Consider the following 17,467-nt stretch of genomic DNA (forward strand, 5'->3'; position numbering starts at 1 on the left):
TTTATCTGGACTGGTGAAGAAACTTGGCAAAATCAATAAAGGTATCCAAGGCACTTTTGCCCATCAAATCAAAAGCTAGGTTGACTGATTTCTCTATAGCCTCATCGGTTTTTTCAAAACCTTCAGAATTATCCTTGATCCAAAATCTAAATATAAAAAGCACCTGTAACCAAAGTGCCTCATCATACTTTTCACTGATATATGGTCTAGATGCTATTTCTTCCGTTTCTTCTCCAGCCTGAAGAATCTCATTTATATATTCTTTAAAATCCTGTCTAAAGCCTCCCAACTCTTGTGGCAAACTGCTTTTAGGAAACTTATCTGTACCATATAAGGTCAGCAAATAACTTCTATTGTTCTTCAGCTCCTCTATCCAAGTGTAAAAAAATGCCAAAAGCTTTTCTCGACCGCTATACTCTTGATAAACCTCCTGGTTATTTAGAATGGTTATCGTTTCTTTAAAAAAAGATTGCCAAATCGCTCTTTTTATTCCTGTAAAGTTCGAGAAGAAAGCATAAAAATCCACCTCCTTCATTTTCAAGGACTGGGTGAATTTAAAAACAGAAACGGGCTCTTTTCCATTTTCCAGCACATGGTTTTTAAACTGTTCAATGAGCTTGGCCCTTTTATCTACCTTAGTTGTTTTCTTGGCTGCTGTTTTTTCCATAATCGTTTTTGCTTAGCTCTATTATTAACACCGAAAGGTCTAATGTGGTTTTAACTTTTGTATATTATTCTAAAATTTAACAATCCTTTATCTTAGGGGTTTAATTAAACCAAGTAATAAGAGCATTACGTTTATACTAGTACAGTCAATAGTTATGAAAAGAGTTCTCAATAAGTATAGCAAGTTTTTTTCGCTAGCAATTGTATTCTTGTTTATGCTGTCATCTTGTAATGAGATTGATGACCCAGTATATATTGAAGACACCGCAAAAACAGCCATTTTTGCCAGCATGCATGAATGGTATTTTTGGAACAAAGAACTTCCTGAGCAATTTTCCCTTGACCGTTCAGAGTCTTTACAAGGCTATTTGGAAAGGTTAAAATACAGGCCTCTCGACCGATGGTCCTATATTACAACTCCTGAAGATTTTGACAGAGCCTTTACTGGCCAAAATAGTGGTCATGGGTTTGGCTGGGCACTTGATGCGGAAGAAAACCTATATTTGGCATTTGTGTATAATGAATCCCCAGCAGGAATGGATGGCTGGCAAAGAGGTTGGAAAGTATTAGAAATAAATGGAAAACCAGTTCCAAGTTACAAAGTCGGAAATGGTTATGACTTTCAACTTGGCCCAGGGGAAAGTGGCGTGAGCAATAGTTTCACCTTTGAGCTTCCAGATGGAAGTATCACGACACGGACCATTACCAAAGAAGCCTATCAAGCCAATTCTGTACTCTATCAAAACATCTATGAAAACGCTGGTAAAAGAATTGGCTATTGGGTATACAACAGTTTTAAAGCCACAGCTGGCCAATCCCCCATCAAAAGTCTTGAGGTGGAAGAGTCCCTGGCTTATTTTGAGGAACAAAACATCGATGAATTGATCATTGATCTTAGATATAATGGCGGTGGATCGGTCGATGTGGCTGAGCAAATAATGAATAGTCTTGTTCCCAATAGTGCTGATGGGATGACCATGTATACCAATCAGCATAATCACAATAAGACCAAATATGACAATGCCACGAATTTCAAAAAGTCAGGTGGCATTAGCTTGGACAGGATTTACTTCATCACCTCGGGAGGCTCAGCCTCTGCGAGTGAATTGACCATTAATTGCCTCACCCCTTATATGGATGTTTATTTGATAGGTAGCAATACTTATGGTAAACCAGTAGGTGCTTTCCCCGTTTCAGACTTCAACAAAATGCTCAAAAAACACAATATCGAATTGGTCCCCATTACTTTTTCCACTGCCAATGCAGACGGCAAAGCGGAATATTTTGAGGGTTTTCCTGTAGATTTTCAGGCCACAGATGAAGTCAGCAAAAACTGGGGAGATCTTGAAGACCCTAGGCTAAATGCTGCCATTTACCATATCAGCAATGGTACTTTCCCTCCTGCTGACCGAAGATTGGTAAAACAACCTAGCTGGTTGATGATCGATGATTTTGAGGGACTTAAAAAGGAGTTTCCTGCTTATTAAATTTAGCACCATAAAAAACTAACCACAGATTTAAAGTATCAACACAAACAATATCTTTTACAGTGTCCATACGTGTAAATCTGTGGTTTGACAGGTTCAATAATATATAATATAGATCAGTTCACTATTTCTGATGTCTTTTGATCAACACATCCATCACCTCATCCAGTTCATATCCTTTGGCCTCCAATAGCACCAAATAATGGAAGAGTAAATCAGCCGCTTCTCCCATAAAAAGATCCTTATTATCGTCCTTGGCTTCAATAACAATTTCCACCGCTTCCTCGCCTACTTTTTGGGCAACTTTATTGATTCCCTTGGCAAAAAGTGAAGCAGTATAGGATTGATCACTTGGATTGTTTTTCCTATCCTTGATGATGCCTCGTAGGTGGTCTATAAAAGCAGTTTTAGAGGAATTTTTCTCATCAAAGCAGGTATCTGCTCCAGTATGGCAAACTGGCCCAACAGGATCCACAAAAATCAATAAGGTATCATTGTCACAATCCACCTTGATATCTTTTACATTCAAGAAATTACCAGAGGTTTCACCCTTGGTCCAAAGTCTTTGTTTTGTACGGCTAAAAAAAGTCACCTTTCCACTTTCTTGGGTATGCTTTAAGGCCTCCTCATTCATATAGCCCAGCATCAACACCTTATTGGTATTCGCATCTTGAATGACTGCTGGCACCAATCCATTTACCTTTTCAAAATCGATTTTTAAATTCTCCATTATCTATTGAGCTCCAATAAAAAGCCCAGCGTTTTATTTACTGTTTTATTTAAAGCCTGGTACTTACCCCTTCTCCAGAGAGATAGGATTTTAAATCAGGAATAGCTATTTCCTTAAAGTGGAAAATACTGGCCGCCAAAGCCGCTTCAGCTTTCCCAGCTGTATATACATCCTTGAAATGCTCCATATTTCCTGCCCCGCCCGAGGCAATCACCGGGATACTCAAAGCAGAAGAAATCTCACTGGTCAGATCATTGGCAAATCCAGCTTTGGTACCATCATGATCCATACTGGTTAATAGTATCTCGCCTGCTCCCCTTTCCGCTACTTCTTTTGCCCATTCCTGAGTTTTCAAGATGGTTGGTTTTCTTCCTCCATGGGTATGAACGAAATCAATTCCATCAATATTTCTGGTATCAATGGCCACCACGATACATTGACTTCCAAATTCAGCAGCCATCTCATTGATGACCTCGGGTCTTTTTACCGCTGCGGAATTGATACTGATTTTGTCAGCACCCGCATTGAGCAATATCTTCACATCCTCAACAGTGGAAATCCCACCGCCTACAGTAAAGGGAATATTGATCGCTTTGGCCACTCTTGTGACCAAGTCTACCAATGTTTTTCTCTTGTCCACTGTCGCTGTAATATCCAAAAACACCAGCTCATCAGCCCCTTCATCAGAATACACCTTGGCCAATTCTACAGGATCACCCGCATCCCTAAGATCCACAAAGTTAACCCCTTTTACGGTTCTGCCCTCCTTAATATCCAAACAGGGAATGATTCTTTTTGTAAGCATAATTTCCTTATTTAACGAATGAGGCCAATTGTTCCAGAGAAATTCGACCCTCATAAAAGGCTTTCCCTACTATCGTCCCATAAACGCCTATTTTCTCCAATTCCTCCAAGTCTTTCATCTCTGCCACACCGCCGCTGGCAATCAACTGAATACCTGGAATCTCCTGAAGAATCTCCTTGTACAAATCCACAGAGGGCCCTTGAAGCAAACCATCTTTGGCGACATCGGTACAGATCACATACTTGATTCCCTTTGCATGGTAATCTTTGATAAAATCCACCAAATCAGCTTCAGTAGTTTCTTCCCAACCGCTGATGGCTATTTTTCTATCTTTTGCATCTGCCCCCAAAATAATTTTCTCCGATCCGTGGGTATTTATCCAGCCTTCAAACAACTGAGGGTTCTTTACCGCTATACTTCCGCCAGTTACCTGACTTGCTCCAGCATCAAATGCCATTTGGATGGTTTCATCCGATTGTACACCACCGCCAAAATCCACTTTCAATTGAGTGTTGCTAGTAATATTTTCCAGTACGGCCCTGTTGACAATGGTCTTGGCTTTTGCACCGTCTAAATCTACCAAGTGTAAACGACGAATTCCCGCTTGTTCAAATTTCTGAGCTACCTCTAAAGGATTGCTGGCATATTCTTTTTTCTGTCCATAATCTCCCTGGGTCAAACGGACACATTTGCCCCCAATAATATCTATAGCTGGAATGATTTCCATGATTACAAATTCAAGAAGTTAGTTAATATTTTCTCTCCGGAAAGACTACTCTTTTCGGGGTGTGCCTGCATAGCATAAAAGTTATCTTTATGTAAAAGGGCACTGAAATCATTAAGATAGTGCGTAGTAGCAATGGTATATTCAGGATGAACCTCTGCAAAATAACTGTGCACATAATATACATAATCACTGTCATCAAGCCCCTTTAACAAGGGGCTTTTAAGGTTTTCAAGATTGTTCCAGCCTACATGAGGCACCTTATCCAAAGGAGGAAACTTTTTTACCTTAATGGGAAAAATCCCCAAGCAGTTTGTATCATTTTCCTCTGAATATTCGCATAGTAACTGCTGTCCCAAGCAAATTCCAAAAAAGGGCTGTTTCAAATCTTTGATCAACTGATCCAGGTTCCTTTCTTTTAGGTACTTCATGGCAGAACTGGCTTCTCCTTGACCGGGAAAAATCACCTTGTCTGCTTTTGTGATTTCTTCAGGATTATCAGTCAGTGAAGCCTTCACCCCCAATCTTTCCATGGCATACAATACTGACTGTACATTCCCGGAATTGTATTTAATAATGGCTACATCCATTTATTTCAATCTACTTTAAAGCTAAATAGACCTCAAACTCCCAAAGGGATCTGTTGAGGTCTATACTTTAGGTTTTTAATATTTCTAACTGCTTTCAACAGCTTTTTTGCTTCATTTTTTAAGAACATCAAAATTAAACAATATTCCCTATAAATGAAGGTATTCTTGACTTGATTTGGCTGTTTTATCCTTTTTCAGAACTTTTCAGGAAAGCTTGATCAAATCACCTCTTCATAATTCAGCTCTTTAATCGACCGATGAATTGGCCAGCTCTTCCAACAGCACACTTTCAATCTCAGGCAGAGACTTGTACAGTTGCTCAAAGCTGTCAATTACAAAATATTTGTCTTGGAATTTATCTTTCCAATAAGCTGTCTGCATAATCCTTCTCACATCGTAATCGATATGTGCTGGTTCATCAGAAAGGCTAAACTTGGTTTCTCCCGCTGAGCTAAGGATACCAGCCCCATAAATTCTCAAATCACCATTTTCACGGATCAGACCAAACTCAATGGTAAACCAGTAAATTCTGGAGAGCAACTCCACAGCCCACTTATTATCAATATGCTTCAAGGCTATCCCCCCCAGATTCTCCAAAAAATCCACATAGGATTGGTTGGTCAGCATGGGCATATGAGCAAAGGCATCATGGAACATATCAGGTTCTTCCAAATAATCCAATTGCTCCATTTTTCTCAACCAGGTTGAAGAAGGAAACCGCTTGTTTTTCAAGAGTCCAAAGAACAAATCATCGTCGATCAATCCCGGAACTACTTGCACCCCCCAACCAGTAGAATTCCCCAAAATCTGATTAACCTCCTTAAAGTTGGCAATACGATCAGGACCAAAATTAATTTCTTTCACCCCATCCAAATAGGCCTGAGAAGCGGCATTGGGAAGGTTGACAATTTGCCTTTCATAAAGGATTCTCCACACCTCAAAATCTTCTTGGGTGTAAGCAGCATAATCTTGCTCCATTTTTTTTAATCGTGGATCCTGAAAGACCCAATCCGCTGTTTTTCCAGTCATATTATATTTGGGTTAGTTCCTACTAAATTTACGTTATTTTTCTAGTCGTGTTTAAAACAAAAAAGCCTAATCCAAATGGATTAGGCTTATAAATTTATTCCTCAAAGTAAAGCATACAGCCCTACACCTAATCCCAGCTGGAGAAGAAGTGATAATAATGGCTATAATATTTTACTGCTTGATTTTCGAACATGATGCTCAAAGGTAACTTTTCATTTCAATAAAACAAAATCAATGACTTATAACAAATCAAATGTTTTTCTCATGGCAAATGTTTTTCTGATCTGATCTGTCAACTGTGCACTTTGGGCAAAGTTCAAAGTCTGCTGCCCGTCTGAATAGGCTTTTTCCGGCACTTCATGTGTTTCATAGATTATTCCATCAGCACCTGCCATAACACCTGCCAATGCCATTTGATGTACAAACTTACGAATACCAATACCGTGTGAAGGATCCACCACCACAGGCAAATGAGACTTATCCTTCAAAATAGGAACAGCATTCAAATCCAAAGTATTTCTACTGGCCTTTTCATAAGTCCTAATTCCCCTTTCACAAAGAATCAACTTTTCATTACCTCCAGAAAACACATATTCTGCTGATTGTAGAAGTTCCTCAATTGTACCTGAAATTCCTCTCTTGATCATCACCGGCTTATCTACCTTACCCAACTCGTCCAACAAGTTGAAGTTCTGTGTATTTCTCGCTCCTACCTGAAACACATCCACATAATCTAGCATTTCTTCAATCTGGGAAACCTGCATCACTTCAGTGATGATTTTGATCCCCGCTTCACTAGCCAGTTTATGCCATAATTTAAGTCCATCAATTCCCAAACCTCTAAAGGCATAAGGACTGCTCCTTGGCTTATAAACTCCCCCACGCATGATCTTGATATCATTGGCCTTAAGGTGATCGATTACCTTTACAATCTGGTCTTCAGTTTCAATGGAACAAGGACCCGCCATGATGGCCATATCTCCTTCCTTGATAAACACGCCATCACCGAGGTCTATGGATGTTGGTTTTACCTTCCACTTTCTGGACACCAATTTATAGGCATCAGAAACGATATGAATATCCTGGATCCCCTCATGATGGCCAAACCTTCTAATATCAAAATCAGAACTACCTATCCCTACTAAATAGGTACCTTCCTGAGTTTTAACTTCAGTGATTTTATAACCTATCTGGCCTATTTCATTGATAAGACTTTCGGTTTGACTTTCGGAAATATCAGGTTTTAATTGAATAATCATGGCTTATCCGTTTTTAACTGCTTGAATGTAATTTTTAATATCCTGTTGAAGGTTTTCCGCATTCTGAAGAACCTTAATAAATGCTGAACCAATTATTGCCCCATTGCTAAAGGAAGAAGCCGTGGTATAGGTTGCATGATCTGAAATGCCAAACCCTATCAAGCGTGGATTTTTTAATTCCATGGCTTTCACTCGGTCAAAGTATGCTACCTGCTCTTCGCTGATTCCTGATTTTGCACCGGTAATACTATGTGAAGAAACCATATAGATAAAGCCGTCAGATTTTTGATCTATCTCTCTAATTCGCTCTTCACTGGTTTGAGGGGAAACCAAGAAAGTATTTCTCAAATCATACTGATCAAACATTTCCTTATATTCATCCAAATATTGCTGCATCGGTAGATCCGGAAGGATCAAACCATCAACACCAACTTCTTGACATTTCTTGCAGAATGCCTCCATTCCATATTGCATAATAGGATTCAGGTACCCCATCAAAACCACAGGAAGAGCAACAGTTTTACGCATATCTTTCAACTGCTCAAAAAGCCTTTTCATGCTCATACCATTATCCAAGGCCACCTTATTGCTTTCTTGGATGGTAGGACCATCTGCTACGGGATCAGAATAAGGCATCCCTATCTCAATAATGTCTGCTCCAGCAGCCTCTAAGGCCTCCATGATAGGCAAAGTATCCTCCAATTGGGGAAAGCCTGCGGTAAAATATATGGAAAGGACTCCTTCCGTTTTTGTTTTAAATAATTGATCTATTCGGTTCATTTCTTTTCTTTATTGGTTAGTGGTGATTAGTTTTTGAAAGGCCACTTTTAGTTAATTCTTACTCACTTCAGTTATCGGACTTCCAACTTCGTACTTCCTAATAGCCTCCCCATTTGATATAGGTATCCAAATCCTTATCTCCTCTACCAGATAAATTGATCACAATAATATCTGAAGCATCAAATTTTATTTGCTTCAATGCAGAAAGTGCATGAGCTGATTCAATGGCTGGAATAATCCCTTCCAATCTACTTAGCTCAATACCTGCTTTCATGGCATCTTCATCATCAACAGCGTAAAACTCCCCTCTTCCAGAATCAAATAAATGGGCATGAACCGGCCCAATGCCAGGGTAATCCAAACCTGCTGAAATGGAATGTGGCTCTATCACTTGTCCATCCTCAGTCTGCATCAATAGCGTTTTACTGCCATGAAGTACCCCTGGGGTCCCCAATGCTGTAGTAGCTGCTGACTTCCCAGAATTAACACCAAGACCTCCAGCCTCAACGGCGGCCAGTCTCACCTCCGGAGTATTATAATAATGATAAAAAGCACCGGCAGCATTACTTCCCCCACCTACACAGGCAATTACCAAGTCAGGATTTTCCCTACCTTCTTTTTCCTTTAACTGGTATTTGATTTCTTCGCTGATCACTGACTGGAACCTGGCTACCATCTCTGGATAGGGATGTGGACCTACCACAGAACCAATAATATAATGAGTATCTACCGGATTGCTGATCCATTGCCTCAAAGCCTCATTGGTAGCATCTTTTAAGGTTTTACTTCCTGAAGTAGCAGGCACTACCTTTGCACCCAAAATCCGCATGCGTTCTACATTGGGTTTCTGGCGTTCCATATCAATCTCACCCATATAGACAGTACAATCCATCCCCATCAAAGCACAAACGGTCGCGGTGGCCACCCCATGCTGGCCGGCTCCTGTTTCTGCAATGATTCGCTTTTTGCCCAACTTTTTGGCTAAAATAATCTGACCAATGGTATTGTTTACCTTATGTGCCCCAGTATGACAAAGATCTTCTCTCTTCAGATAAATCTTTGCTCCATATTTATTGGAAAGTCGCTCCGCAAAGTATAATGGAGTTGGTCTTCCAACATAATCCTTGAGCAGGCTGTGAAACTCCTTCTTGAAGTCCTCTGACTCCATGATACGCTCATAATTATTTTTAAGTTCTTCCACATTTGGATAAAGCATCTCTGGGATATATGCTCCTCCAAATTTACCATAGAACCCTTTTTCATCTACTTTTATCATAACGCTATTTCTAATGCCCTTTGGCAAGCTTTATTTACTAAACTATTTACTTCTCAAAGCCTCGACGAATGTCTTGATCTTGTCAACATCCTTCAGTGCTGCTTCGATTTCAAACTTTGAATTAATATCCACACCGGCCAATTGAGGAACTTTCTGGGCCAATTCTTTTATTTTATCTACATTATCCTCATCGATTCCTCCACTCAAAAGAAATGGTTTTTGCAAAGGATAATCCTCCAATATGGACCAATCGAACTTCTTACCTGAACCTCCATACTGTTTTGTCTGTGTATCAAAAAGGAAATACTTCACAAAGGGCTCTAGTGCTTTCAGTTCATCCCAGTCAATGCTTTCTTCTACCCTGAAAACCTTGATAATTTCTGCTGAAGTAATTCCCTTCAACTCCTTCACGTATTCCAATCCTTCATCACCATGAAGCTGGACATAGGATAGATTAAACTGATCTACTATCTCCTTTATTTCTCCTTGTGGCCTATTGACAAAAACTCCCACTTTAACTACATCGGCAACTTCTAGTTCAGGAATTGAAAGACCAACATAGCGGGAAGATTTTGGAAAAAAGATCATCCCCATTAAATCCGGAGAAACCTTATCCAACAATTCTAACACATTGCTGGGCTCGCGCATCCCACAAACTTTCACCAACATAATTTATGCTTTCTGACTGTGAAAATCAGGACTTAAGTCCTTGAATTTATTCATGAAATTTAAAGCAGCCTGATGTGGTCTGATAGATTTCATAAAGTTCTCACCAATCAAGAAACCGTTAAATCCAGCTGCAGCCAAATCCACTAAAGTCTGGGGATCAGAAATACCACTTTCAGAAATTTTAACAAACTCATCAGGAATCTTATCCACCAAACCATAAGAAGTATCCAAGGAAACATCAAAGGTCTTCAAACTTCTATTATTAACACCTACCAAATCCAAATCAGGATTGACAGACCTTTCCAATTCTTCCCCATCATGTACCTCCATCAATACCTCCAGACCAAGGGATTTGGCAAACTTGGCGAGCTCAGCCAATCTTTTTGGTTCCAAAGCCGCTGCAATCAACAATATGCAATCGGCTCCAATCGATTTGGCTTCTACCAATTGATATTCATCAACGATAAAATCTTTTCTTAAAATCGGACAGAAGTTAAATTTCCTTGCTGTAATAAGGTCTTCATTTTTCCCTCCAAAAAACTCCTGATCAGTTAAAATGGACAAGGCAGAAGCTCCTGCCTGCATATAACCAATGCTGGTTTTTTCAACAGAGGCTGTTCCGTTGATCAAGCCTTTGGAAGGTGATTTACGCTTAAATTCAGCGATAATCCCAGTCTTATCCTCGCGAAGAATATATTTCTTCATGGACACAACCTGGTTATCGAAGAAAATGCTTCTTTCCAGTAATTTGGTTGGCACCAAGCTTTTCCTCTCGGCCACCTCTCCTTTTTTATGGGCTATTATTTTATCTAAAATATTCATATTCTTTCCTTAAGCTAATGAAATAGATGTTTTGGGATTCACTAAAGCATTGAATTTTTTTAAAGCAGCGCCACCTTTTAAAGATGCTTCAGCCCTCTCGATAGCATCTTCAAAACTCAGTTTGTGATCAGCAGTATAAAGTGCAGCTGCAGAATTGGCAATAACTACTGCATTCTGCTCCATACTGCCTTTTCCTTTGAGTATATCCATAAAGATTTTTGCCGATTCTTCAATGGTCTCACCTCCTTTTATACTTTCTGCCGAAATTTTAGGTAGTCCAATGTTTTCAGGGTCAAACAATTTTTCCCCCCTGTTAGAAATCATTTTAAAATCACCGGTCAATGAGATCTCATCATAACCATCCAATGCATGAAGAATACTGAATTTCACATCATTATTCTGATAGAGATAGCCATATAGCCTGGCTAGCTCCAAACTAAAAACCCCTACAAGCTGTTTTTTCGGAAAACTAGGGTTTACCATTGGGCCTAGCATATTAAAAAAGGTTTTTACCCCTAATTCTTTTCTGATAGGCCCTACATTTTTCATCGCTGGGTGAAATAATGGAGCATGTAAAAAACAAATCCCCGCTTCATCCAAGTTTTTACGAATTACATCCTTATCACTGGTGAACTGATAACCAAAATTCGCCAATAAATTGGAGGAACCACAGATAGAAGAAACACCATTATTACCATGCTTAGCTACATTTTGGCCCGCTCCTGCTACCACAAATGAAGATAGGGTAGAAATATTAAATGTATCTTTCCCATCTCCTCCAGTACCACAAAGATCCATGGCATCATACTCTCCTATTTCAACGGGAATACACTGCTCCAGCATGGCCTCCCTAAATCCGCTAAGTTCTTCTACTGTGATACTTCGCATCATAAAAACTGTCAGGAAAGCAGCCATTTGACTCTGATTATATTGGCCAGAAGTGATATTTTTCAAAACCTCTTTGGCTTGTTCCTTCCCAAGGGTTTGGTGCTCAATAAGGTGATTTAATATTTCTTTCATGGTTAGACTCCTTCGGAACAATGTTCCTTTATTTTTATGGTTGTTATTTCAATTTATAAGTTAACTATATCAGGTATGATATCATCCCTTGATCCAATTTAGAACAATTTGCTTTCCATGCTCTGTAAGTATACTCTCAGGATGAAACTGCAAGCCACGTACCTTATATTCTTTGTGTCTGACAGCCATTATTTGACCATCAGGTGTCTTGGCAGTGACTTCCAATTCATCGGACAAAGTACTTTCATCGATCACCCAACTATGATACCTTCCAATTTTAAACTTCTCAGGGACTCCCTTAAAAATCATATCTTCTTTGATGACTTTTACTTCAGAAGCCACGCCGTGAACAACCTCAGTAAGATTATTCAACCCTGAACCAAAAGCCTCGCCAATGGCCTGATGTCCAAGACAGACACCCAAAATATCCTTTTTGTCAGCATATTTCTTTAGTAATTCAGGCATAATCCCTGCATCAGCGGGAACCCCCGGTCCCGGAGAAAGCAAAATTTTATCATAAGCACCCACAGCTTCCAAGGATATCTTATCGTTCCTATATATATCCATTTGATTCCCAAAACCCAATTCACGTACTATGTACACAAGGTTGTAAGTAAAAGAATCGTAATTATCGAGTACTAATATTTTCATGTTAATTATTATTGTAAGATTGGAATATTGTAAAATTGAAAGATTAACCTTCATTCAATCCCCTACCTTCTTGTTTTTATTTTTTTCAAACTCCCTTAAGTAACTGACAAACCCTTTAATTTCCTTTGAAATCTGAACAAGGCTCTCTCTGAGAGAAATATAATCTTCATCCGAGATCCGAGCAGCCTTATTCAACACATAAGCCTGGCTTCGCACTTCTCCAGCTGAACCTTTGGCATAAATGAGAAACCTTACAAAATCCTTGTTGCTATTATACTCAAAGCTCTCGGCTATGTTATTTGAAATAGAAATTGCAGCTGAAATTAACTGATCTCTTGATTTATAATCTTTAGAAAGTGGGGTTTTATCAGCTATTCGATAGATATCAACCCCTATCTGAGCTGCGTGCTTCCAAACATCCAACTCTTCAAAACAGCTGATCTTTACCATAATCTTCCAATCTTGAAATTTTTCAATCTTTTAATTTTAGTCATACATCAAACCTCCTCTGCTGCCTTTAGCGCAACCCTCAAGGCTTCCAATTTATTGGCAACTTCCTGAAGCTCGCTCTCAATGGAGGACTTGGCGACCACTCCAGCCCCTGCCTGGAAACGTAGTTTATTGTTTTCCGAAACAAAAGACCTTATCAAAATAGCATGGTTAAAGTCCCCGTTAAATCCAAGGAAACCAATCGCTCCTCCATAAAATCTTCTGCTTGTACCTTCCAATTCATCGATTAATTCCATGGCCCTGTACTTAGGTGCACCAGACAGGGTCCCCGCCGGGAAGGTATCTGCCACCAACTGTAAAGGGTTGGCTTCTTCAGGCAGCACTCCAGTGACTTTAGAGACCAAGTGGATCACGTGGGAGTAATATTGGATTTCCTTAAAGACTTCCACATCCACTTTTTCGGAAGATCTGCTGAGATCGTTCCTTGCAAGATCCACCAACATCACATGTTCAGAGTTTTCTTTTGGATCATCATAAAGCTTGGTAGCCAATTCAGCATCAGCCAAATCATTACCCGTCCTTTTAAATGTACCAGCAATAGGGTAAATGGTAGCCTTTCTGCCTTTTACTACAATCTGTGCTTCTGGAGAACTTCCGAAAACCTTGTATGAGCCATAATCAAAGTAAAACAAATAAGGTGATGGATTTACAGATCTCAATGCCCTATACACATTGAATTCATCCCCTTTGAAACCAGTGGTAAAAGACCTAGAAAGTACTATCTGAAAAACATCTCCCCTAAAGCAATGCTCCCTGCCTTGACGAAGGATGTCCAAAAATTCATTATCTGTATAATTGGAAACTTCAGGACCATCAAGCTTAAAGGAATAACTTGGAATATTCTTATTATTGAGCAGGGTCTCTATTTTTGAAATACTGTCCTCCCCTTCGCCATTGATGTGATGATCAAAAATATGCAGCTCATTTTTAAAATGGTCCACTACAATCACATTCTTATAAACCGCATAGTAAGCTTGGGGAATTTCTGATTCCTTGGTGTTTTCCAGCTTAATATCCTCAAAACTCGAAACTGTATCATATTGCATATACCCAAAAAGTCCATTGGAGATAAATTTAAAATTGTTTTCTTCCTCCTTAAACTTACTGGAAAAGCTCCTTAAATTATCCACCAGCTTTTCTCCCTTTTCCAGTTGATAGGTCAATTTTTCACCTGAAGGCAAAGTCTCTTTCACCTTCTGACCATCAAAAGAAAAAGTAGCCATTGGGTTAAAACAGATATAGGAGTAACTATTATCCTGCCCATGATAATCAGAACTTTCCAGGAGAATGGGGTTTTTAAACTTATCCCTAACCTGAAGATAAATACTCACTGGCGTGATGGTATCTGCCAGCAACTTTTTGTAGCGAGTTTTGATCTTGAAATTTTGCGTTTTGCTCATGGTTAACTTTGAAAATAAAATAAAAAAGGCTTACTGGGAATTCCAGCAAGCCTCATTATATGTGGTTCTACTACTCTCTAATTTTAGACAATAGCATGCTGTTCTTCCGCTTTCAGAAGTTGAGTATGCCACCACCAATATTGAGTATGTTTTTGTTTCATAATTTTTACGATAGGCAAATATATAAAGGCATTTTATATTAAAAAAAATATTTATCCCAAAAAATTTCACCTATCACAATAATTAACGAAAAATCTCCCAACTGATTAAATTAAACCCATAGAATTAATAGGGAATTATATAATCAGCTCATAAATTAAAATTAGCTTAACTTTGCAAGTCAAAAAAACGACTGATCCGCATGGCTAATTTGGCAAAATATTTCAAAAGGACTTTTGACGACTATAAAGTCCTAGTTCAAGTCAATCCACAGGACTTTACTGGAATAGAACTGATCATCCACCCAGATGGTAAAATAGAAAAGACCACCATGGAATTCGATGAAGAAATCTATGATGATCTTGAAGTAGATGAATTTGAATCCTGCAGCCCATTAGAGTTTAATCTGTACCTAAAGGGATTGGGCTGACCTGGGTCCCAGTTTATTTAGCTTCAATGTTATTTTGACCAGGAGGAACTTGCCAAGCTTTTGGCAATTCCTTCTCTTCTAATTTGACCAACTTTCCGTTTTCAAAAGTAAACAATACATAGAAGTGTTCATCCCGAACCAACCTATAGGTCCGCTGCCCCTCTTCTAATCTACTAAGAACTGCCTCTTGATGCTTTTTCACAAAATCACGTTCTTCCATTCCCAATTCATACTTGTGCGGTTTCGAAAAAACTGCACATCCTCCTAAAATGATCCCCATACAAAGTATTGCAATAACCTTTTTCATAATTTAGCTATTTGTTTTCTAATAGGTAAAATCAATAATACTGCCATTTTTTTCTTTTGATTCATAAGAGCTTAGCCTGTTATAAAAGATATTTGTCACCGAGATTTTGCAAAGGTAAGTTTTTGACTTACCTTTGTACTCAAGCGGCACGACCAGCTCCTGTCAACTCCCCCAGGTCCGGAAGGAAGCAAGGGTAGACGGTTGTAGCGGTGCGATGCCGCTTCTTTTTTGTCTTGATAATTAAGTGTCATAAAAACATTTAAATATTTTTTGCCCGACTTTCAAAATATTAGGCTAACTTTGCAAGCCAAATTCATACATAACCAAAACCGTTTACAAATGAAATTCTTTATTGACACTGCCAATCTTGCTGAAATCAAAGAAGCCTATGATTTAGGCGTATTGGATGGGGTGACTACCAATCCTTCATTGATGGCCAAAGAAGGCATCACAGGAGATGAAAACGTAAAGGCTCACTATAAAGCTATTTGCGATATTGTGGATGATAAAGTTAGTGCAGAAGTAATTTCTACCGACTTTGAGGGAATGATCAAAGAAGGAAAAGAACTAGCTAAAATTGATGACAAAATCGTAGTTAAAGTACCTATGATCAAAGATGGTGTAAAAGCCATCAAATATTTCAGCAACGAAGGCATTAGAACCAACTGTACTTTGGTATTTTCTCCAGGTCAGGCCATCCTTGCTGCCAAAGCCGGAGCTACCTATCTTTCTCCATTTATCGGAAGATTGGATGACATCGCTTTTGACGGTTTAGAGTTGATCGAGCAGATCGTACATATCTACCAAAATTACGGATATGACACTCAAGTATTGGCAGCTTCTGTTAGACACACCATGCACTTGATTAAATGTGCAGAAATCGGTGCTGACGTAGTAACTTGTCCATTGAATGTAATCACCGGTCTATTAAACCACCCTCTTACTGATGCTGGATTGGCCAAGTTCTTGGCTGACCACGCTAAAGCAGCAGGTAAGTAATCATTATATTTTTCCACCAACCATGCGCTTTTTCTCCTTGGGGAAATCAGTGAGGGTTGGTGGTTTTTTGTTTATACAATCATGGCATGGCTTGAAGCCATGCCATGATTGTATAAAAGCAATTACAAATTAGAGATTGATCATTTCCACCTTTATTTGACAGAATATTTTTATCTGAACTCCTTATCATTTAAATTTCGCTTTTTAAAAATTGATTTAAAATCCATCTATGTATATCATCAAGGTAAAAGGCAAAGCAAAAATTCCTGACTATATTCAAATCAGGGATGAAAACTTTGTTCTCGTAGCCTACTTCAGGGCCGACCGTCCACTTAAAAACCTTGAAAAATTTGGTCTGGAAGGCAAAGAAGAAGAAATGGGAAAATTGATCAAAGAGCTTCCTTTTGGTAAATTACAGAAGCTAGAATTGTAAACTTAAATTATGGTATTTTCCAGCGAGCCCGTAGTCCGATTAAACAAAGCCTGTATCTTTCAAGGCATAACCGCTATTCTTCAGGATGTAACTTTTGAAATAGATAAGGATGAATTCGTATTTCTCATTGGTAGAACAGGAAGTGGAAAAAGCTCCCTATTAAAAACCTTATATTCTGACCTACCCCTCAAAATGGGTGAAGGCCATATTGCTGGCTATAATCTTAAGGAAATCAAGTCCAAAGACGTACCCTATCTCCGGAGAAAACTAGGCATCGTTTTTCAGGATTTTCAACTGTTCAATGACCGCACAGTGGCTGAAAACCTATATTTCGTAATGCGTGCCACCGGCTGGAAAGAAAAATCAAAGATGAAAACCAGAATGGTCGAAGTTTTGATGCGTGTAGGCCTTGGCGGTTCTGCCACTAAGATGCCCCATCAATTATCAGGTGGTGAACAGCAACGTGTCGTAATTGCAAGGGCTTTGTTAAACGAACCATCAATCCTATTGGCCGATGAACCGACAGGCAACTTAGATCCTGAGGTAGCAGATGGAATTTTTAAACTTTTCCAAGAGATCAACAAGCAGGGTACTGCTGTCTTGATGGCAACCCATAACCATGAATTGCTCAAAAAATACCCCTATAGGATATTAAAATGTGATAAGGGCTTCCTTCTGGATTCCAAAACTTCGGACATTTTCGAAAAGGATCAGATATAGA

Annotated in this window: 21 protein-coding genes and 1 other RNA gene; 6 read left to right on the plus strand and 16 right to left on the minus strand. The window is 39.1% G+C overall.

From position 1 onward, the window contains the following. Position 1: 1 nt before the first annotated feature. Positions 2-667 (minus strand): TetR family transcriptional regulator C-terminal domain-containing protein, encoded by a 666-nt coding sequence (locus tag KMW37_RS01275; RefSeq protein WP_215222794.1) that lies wholly within the window; start codon positions 665-667, stop codon positions 2-4. Positions 668-821: 154 nt separating this feature from the next. On the opposite strand from KMW37_RS01275, the gene KMW37_RS01280 reads away from it, so the two are divergent. Further along, the gene (locus KMW37_RS01280) at positions 822-2,153 is read left to right on the plus strand and encodes a S41 family peptidase (RefSeq protein WP_215222795.1); all 1,332 of its coding nucleotides are present in this window, start codon (positions 822-824) and stop codon (positions 2,151-2,153) included. Positions 2,154-2,277: 124 nt separating this feature from the next. On the opposite strand, the gene hisIE is transcribed toward KMW37_RS01280, so the two are convergent. The 14 genes from hisIE to KMW37_RS01350 form a co-directional block, all read right to left on the minus strand. Then, positions 2,278-2,883, minus strand: coding sequence for a bifunctional phosphoribosyl-AMP cyclohydrolase/phosphoribosyl-ATP diphosphatase HisIE (gene hisIE / locus KMW37_RS01285; RefSeq protein WP_215222796.1), 606 nt, complete (start codon positions 2,881-2,883; stop codon positions 2,278-2,280). 49 nt (positions 2,884-2,932) lie between these two features. Beyond that, on the minus strand, positions 2,933-3,688 hold the full coding sequence (gene hisF / locus KMW37_RS01290) for an imidazole glycerol phosphate synthase subunit HisF (RefSeq protein WP_215222797.1): 756 nt from the start codon (positions 3,686-3,688) through the stop codon (positions 2,933-2,935). Positions 3,689-3,695: 7 nt separating this feature from the next. Continuing rightward, a complete protein-coding gene (gene hisA, locus KMW37_RS01295) occupies positions 3,696-4,415 on the minus strand; it encodes a 1-(5-phosphoribosyl)-5-[(5-phosphoribosylamino)methylideneamino]imidazole-4-carboxamide isomerase (protein ID WP_215222798.1) in 720 nt (239 codons plus the stop codon). A 2-nt stretch (positions 4,416-4,417) separates the two neighbouring features. After that, positions 4,418-5,002 carry an imidazole glycerol phosphate synthase subunit HisH gene (gene hisH / locus KMW37_RS01300; RefSeq protein ID WP_215222799.1) on the minus strand — a complete coding sequence of 195 codons (585 nt, stop codon included), beginning with the start codon at positions 5,000-5,002 and terminating at the stop codon, positions 4,418-4,420. Between the two features lie 246 nt (positions 5,003-5,248). Continuing rightward, positions 5,249-6,031, minus strand: a complete 783-nt coding sequence (locus KMW37_RS01305; protein ID WP_215222800.1) for a phenylalanine 4-monooxygenase — start codon at positions 6,029-6,031, stop codon at positions 5,249-5,251. 239 nt (positions 6,032-6,270) lie between these two features. Next, positions 6,271-7,290: a bifunctional 3-deoxy-7-phosphoheptulonate synthase/chorismate mutase gene (locus tag KMW37_RS01310; protein ID WP_215222801.1), complete on the minus strand. Its 1,020-nt coding sequence runs from the start codon at positions 7,288-7,290 to the stop codon at positions 6,271-6,273. A 3-nt stretch (positions 7,291-7,293) separates the two neighbouring features. Then, a complete protein-coding gene (trpA, locus tag KMW37_RS01315; RefSeq protein WP_215222802.1) occupies positions 7,294-8,070 on the minus strand; it encodes a tryptophan synthase subunit alpha in 777 nt (258 codons plus the stop codon). A gap of 97 nt (positions 8,071-8,167) precedes the next feature. Further along, positions 8,168-9,346 (minus strand): tryptophan synthase subunit beta, encoded by a 1,179-nt coding sequence (gene trpB / locus KMW37_RS01320; RefSeq protein WP_215222803.1) that lies wholly within the window; start codon positions 9,344-9,346, stop codon positions 8,168-8,170. 42 nt (positions 9,347-9,388) lie between these two features. Then, positions 9,389-10,015: a phosphoribosylanthranilate isomerase gene (locus tag KMW37_RS01325; protein WP_215222804.1), complete on the minus strand. Its 627-nt coding sequence runs from the start codon at positions 10,013-10,015 to the stop codon at positions 9,389-9,391. Between the two features lie 3 nt (positions 10,016-10,018). Continuing rightward, positions 10,019-10,837 (minus strand): indole-3-glycerol phosphate synthase TrpC, encoded by an 819-nt coding sequence (gene trpC, locus KMW37_RS01330; RefSeq protein WP_215222805.1) that lies wholly within the window; start codon positions 10,835-10,837, stop codon positions 10,019-10,021. A 9-nt stretch (positions 10,838-10,846) separates the two neighbouring features. Next, positions 10,847-11,857, minus strand: coding sequence for an anthranilate phosphoribosyltransferase (gene trpD / locus KMW37_RS01335; RefSeq protein WP_215222806.1), 1,011 nt, complete (start codon positions 11,855-11,857; stop codon positions 10,847-10,849). 81 nt (positions 11,858-11,938) lie between these two features. Further along, on the minus strand, positions 11,939-12,508 hold the full coding sequence (locus KMW37_RS01340) for an anthranilate synthase component II (RefSeq protein WP_215222807.1): 570 nt from the start codon (positions 12,506-12,508) through the stop codon (positions 11,939-11,941). Positions 12,509-12,562: 54 nt separating this feature from the next. Then, positions 12,563-12,958: a four helix bundle protein gene (locus tag KMW37_RS01345; RefSeq protein ID WP_215222808.1), complete on the minus strand. Its 396-nt coding sequence runs from the start codon at positions 12,956-12,958 to the stop codon at positions 12,563-12,565. 47 nt (positions 12,959-13,005) lie between these two features. Next, the gene (locus KMW37_RS01350; RefSeq protein WP_215222809.1) at positions 13,006-14,418 is read right to left on the minus strand and encodes an anthranilate synthase component I family protein; all 1,413 of its coding nucleotides are present in this window, start codon (positions 14,416-14,418) and stop codon (positions 13,006-13,008) included. A 361-nt stretch (positions 14,419-14,779) separates the two neighbouring features. Here KMW37_RS01350 and KMW37_RS01355 point away from each other — a divergent pair, with 361 nt between their 5' ends. Continuing rightward, positions 14,780-15,007, plus strand: coding sequence for a hypothetical protein (locus KMW37_RS01355; RefSeq protein ID WP_186756467.1), 228 nt, complete (start codon positions 14,780-14,782; stop codon positions 15,005-15,007). A 13-nt stretch (positions 15,008-15,020) separates the two neighbouring features. Here KMW37_RS01355 and KMW37_RS01360 read toward each other — a convergent pair whose 3' ends face one another. Continuing rightward, positions 15,021-15,314 (minus strand): hypothetical protein, encoded by a 294-nt coding sequence (locus KMW37_RS01360; protein WP_215222810.1) that lies wholly within the window; start codon positions 15,312-15,314, stop codon positions 15,021-15,023. Between the two features lie 138 nt (positions 15,315-15,452). On the opposite strand from KMW37_RS01360, the gene ffs reads away from it, so the two are divergent. The 4 genes from ffs (at position 15,453) to KMW37_RS01380 (ending at position 17,466) form a co-directional block, all read left to right on the plus strand. Then, an RNA gene (gene ffs / locus KMW37_RS01365) (signal recognition particle sRNA small type) lies at positions 15,453-15,543 on the plus strand. Between the two features lie 110 nt (positions 15,544-15,653). Next, positions 15,654-16,313: a fructose-6-phosphate aldolase gene (gene fsa / locus KMW37_RS01370; protein WP_215222811.1), complete on the plus strand. Its 660-nt coding sequence runs from the start codon at positions 15,654-15,656 to the stop codon at positions 16,311-16,313. Between the two features lie 229 nt (positions 16,314-16,542). After that, on the plus strand, positions 16,543-16,746 hold the full coding sequence (locus KMW37_RS01375; RefSeq protein ID WP_186756464.1) for a fructose-6-phosphate aldolase: 204 nt from the start codon (positions 16,543-16,545) through the stop codon (positions 16,744-16,746). Between the two features lie 9 nt (positions 16,747-16,755). Beyond that, positions 16,756-17,466, plus strand: a complete 711-nt coding sequence (locus KMW37_RS01380) for a cell division ATP-binding protein FtsE (protein WP_215222812.1) — start codon at positions 16,756-16,758, stop codon at positions 17,464-17,466. Position 17,467 lies beyond the last annotated feature (1 nt).

Source organism: Echinicola shivajiensis (genome assembly GCF_018642165.1).
Classification (GTDB): domain Bacteria; phylum Bacteroidota; class Bacteroidia; order Cytophagales; family Cyclobacteriaceae; genus Echinicola; species Echinicola shivajiensis.

Bases quoted from the DNA above. Each gene is read 5' to 3' on its own strand.
- KMW37_RS01310 (WP_215222801.1), bottom strand. From the start codon at position 7,290: ATGATTATTCAATTAAAACCTGATATTTCCGAAAGTCAAACCGAAAGT.
- KMW37_RS01360 (WP_215222810.1), bottom strand. From the start codon at position 15,314: ATGAAAAAGGTTATTGCAATACTTTGTATGGGGATCATTTTAGGAGGA.
- KMW37_RS01375 (WP_186756464.1), top strand. From the start codon at position 16,543: ATGTATATCATCAAGGTAAAAGGCAAAGCAAAAATTCCTGACTATATT.
- KMW37_RS01275 (WP_215222794.1), bottom strand. From the start codon at position 667: ATGGAAAAAACAGCAGCCAAGAAAACAACTAAGGTAGATAAAAGGGCC.
- trpC (WP_215222805.1), bottom strand. From the start codon at position 10,837: ATGAATATTTTAGATAAAATAATAGCCCATAAAAAAGGAGAGGTGGCC.
- trpA (WP_215222802.1), bottom strand. From the start codon at position 8,070: ATGAACCGAATAGATCAATTATTTAAAACAAAAACGGAAGGAGTCCTT.
- KMW37_RS01305 (WP_215222800.1), bottom strand. From the start codon at position 6,031: ATGACTGGAAAAACAGCGGATTGGGTCTTTCAGGATCCACGATTAAAA.
- hisF (WP_215222797.1), bottom strand. From the start codon at position 3,688: ATGCTTACAAAAAGAATCATTCCCTGTTTGGATATTAAGGAGGGCAGA.
- KMW37_RS01280 (WP_215222795.1), top strand. From the start codon at position 822: ATGAAAAGAGTTCTCAATAAGTATAGCAAGTTTTTTTCGCTAGCAATT.
- hisA (WP_215222798.1), bottom strand. From the start codon at position 4,415: ATGGAAATCATTCCAGCTATAGATATTATTGGGGGCAAATGTGTCCGT.
- hisH (WP_215222799.1), bottom strand. From the start codon at position 5,002: ATGGATGTAGCCATTATTAAATACAATTCCGGGAATGTACAGTCAGTA.
- KMW37_RS01325 (WP_215222804.1), bottom strand. From the start codon at position 10,015: ATGTTGGTGAAAGTTTGTGGGATGCGCGAGCCCAGCAATGTGTTAGAA.
- KMW37_RS01345 (WP_215222808.1), bottom strand. From the start codon at position 12,958: ATGGTAAAGATCAGCTGTTTTGAAGAGTTGGATGTTTGGAAGCACGCA.
- KMW37_RS01350 (WP_215222809.1), bottom strand. From the start codon at position 14,418: ATGAGCAAAACGCAAAATTTCAAGATCAAAACTCGCTACAAAAAGTTG.
- fsa (WP_215222811.1), top strand. From the start codon at position 15,654: ATGAAATTCTTTATTGACACTGCCAATCTTGCTGAAATCAAAGAAGCC.
- hisIE (WP_215222796.1), bottom strand. From the start codon at position 2,883: ATGGAGAATTTAAAAATCGATTTTGAAAAGGTAAATGGATTGGTGCCA.
- KMW37_RS01380 (WP_215222812.1), top strand. From the start codon at position 16,756: ATGGTATTTTCCAGCGAGCCCGTAGTCCGATTAAACAAAGCCTGTATC.
- trpD (WP_215222806.1), bottom strand. From the start codon at position 11,857: ATGAAAGAAATATTAAATCACCTTATTGAGCACCAAACCCTTGGGAAG.
- KMW37_RS01355 (WP_186756467.1), top strand. From the start codon at position 14,780: ATGGCTAATTTGGCAAAATATTTCAAAAGGACTTTTGACGACTATAAA.
- KMW37_RS01340 (WP_215222807.1), bottom strand. From the start codon at position 12,508: ATGAAAATATTAGTACTCGATAATTACGATTCTTTTACTTACAACCTT.
- trpB (WP_215222803.1), bottom strand. From the start codon at position 9,346: ATGATAAAAGTAGATGAAAAAGGGTTCTATGGTAAATTTGGAGGAGCA.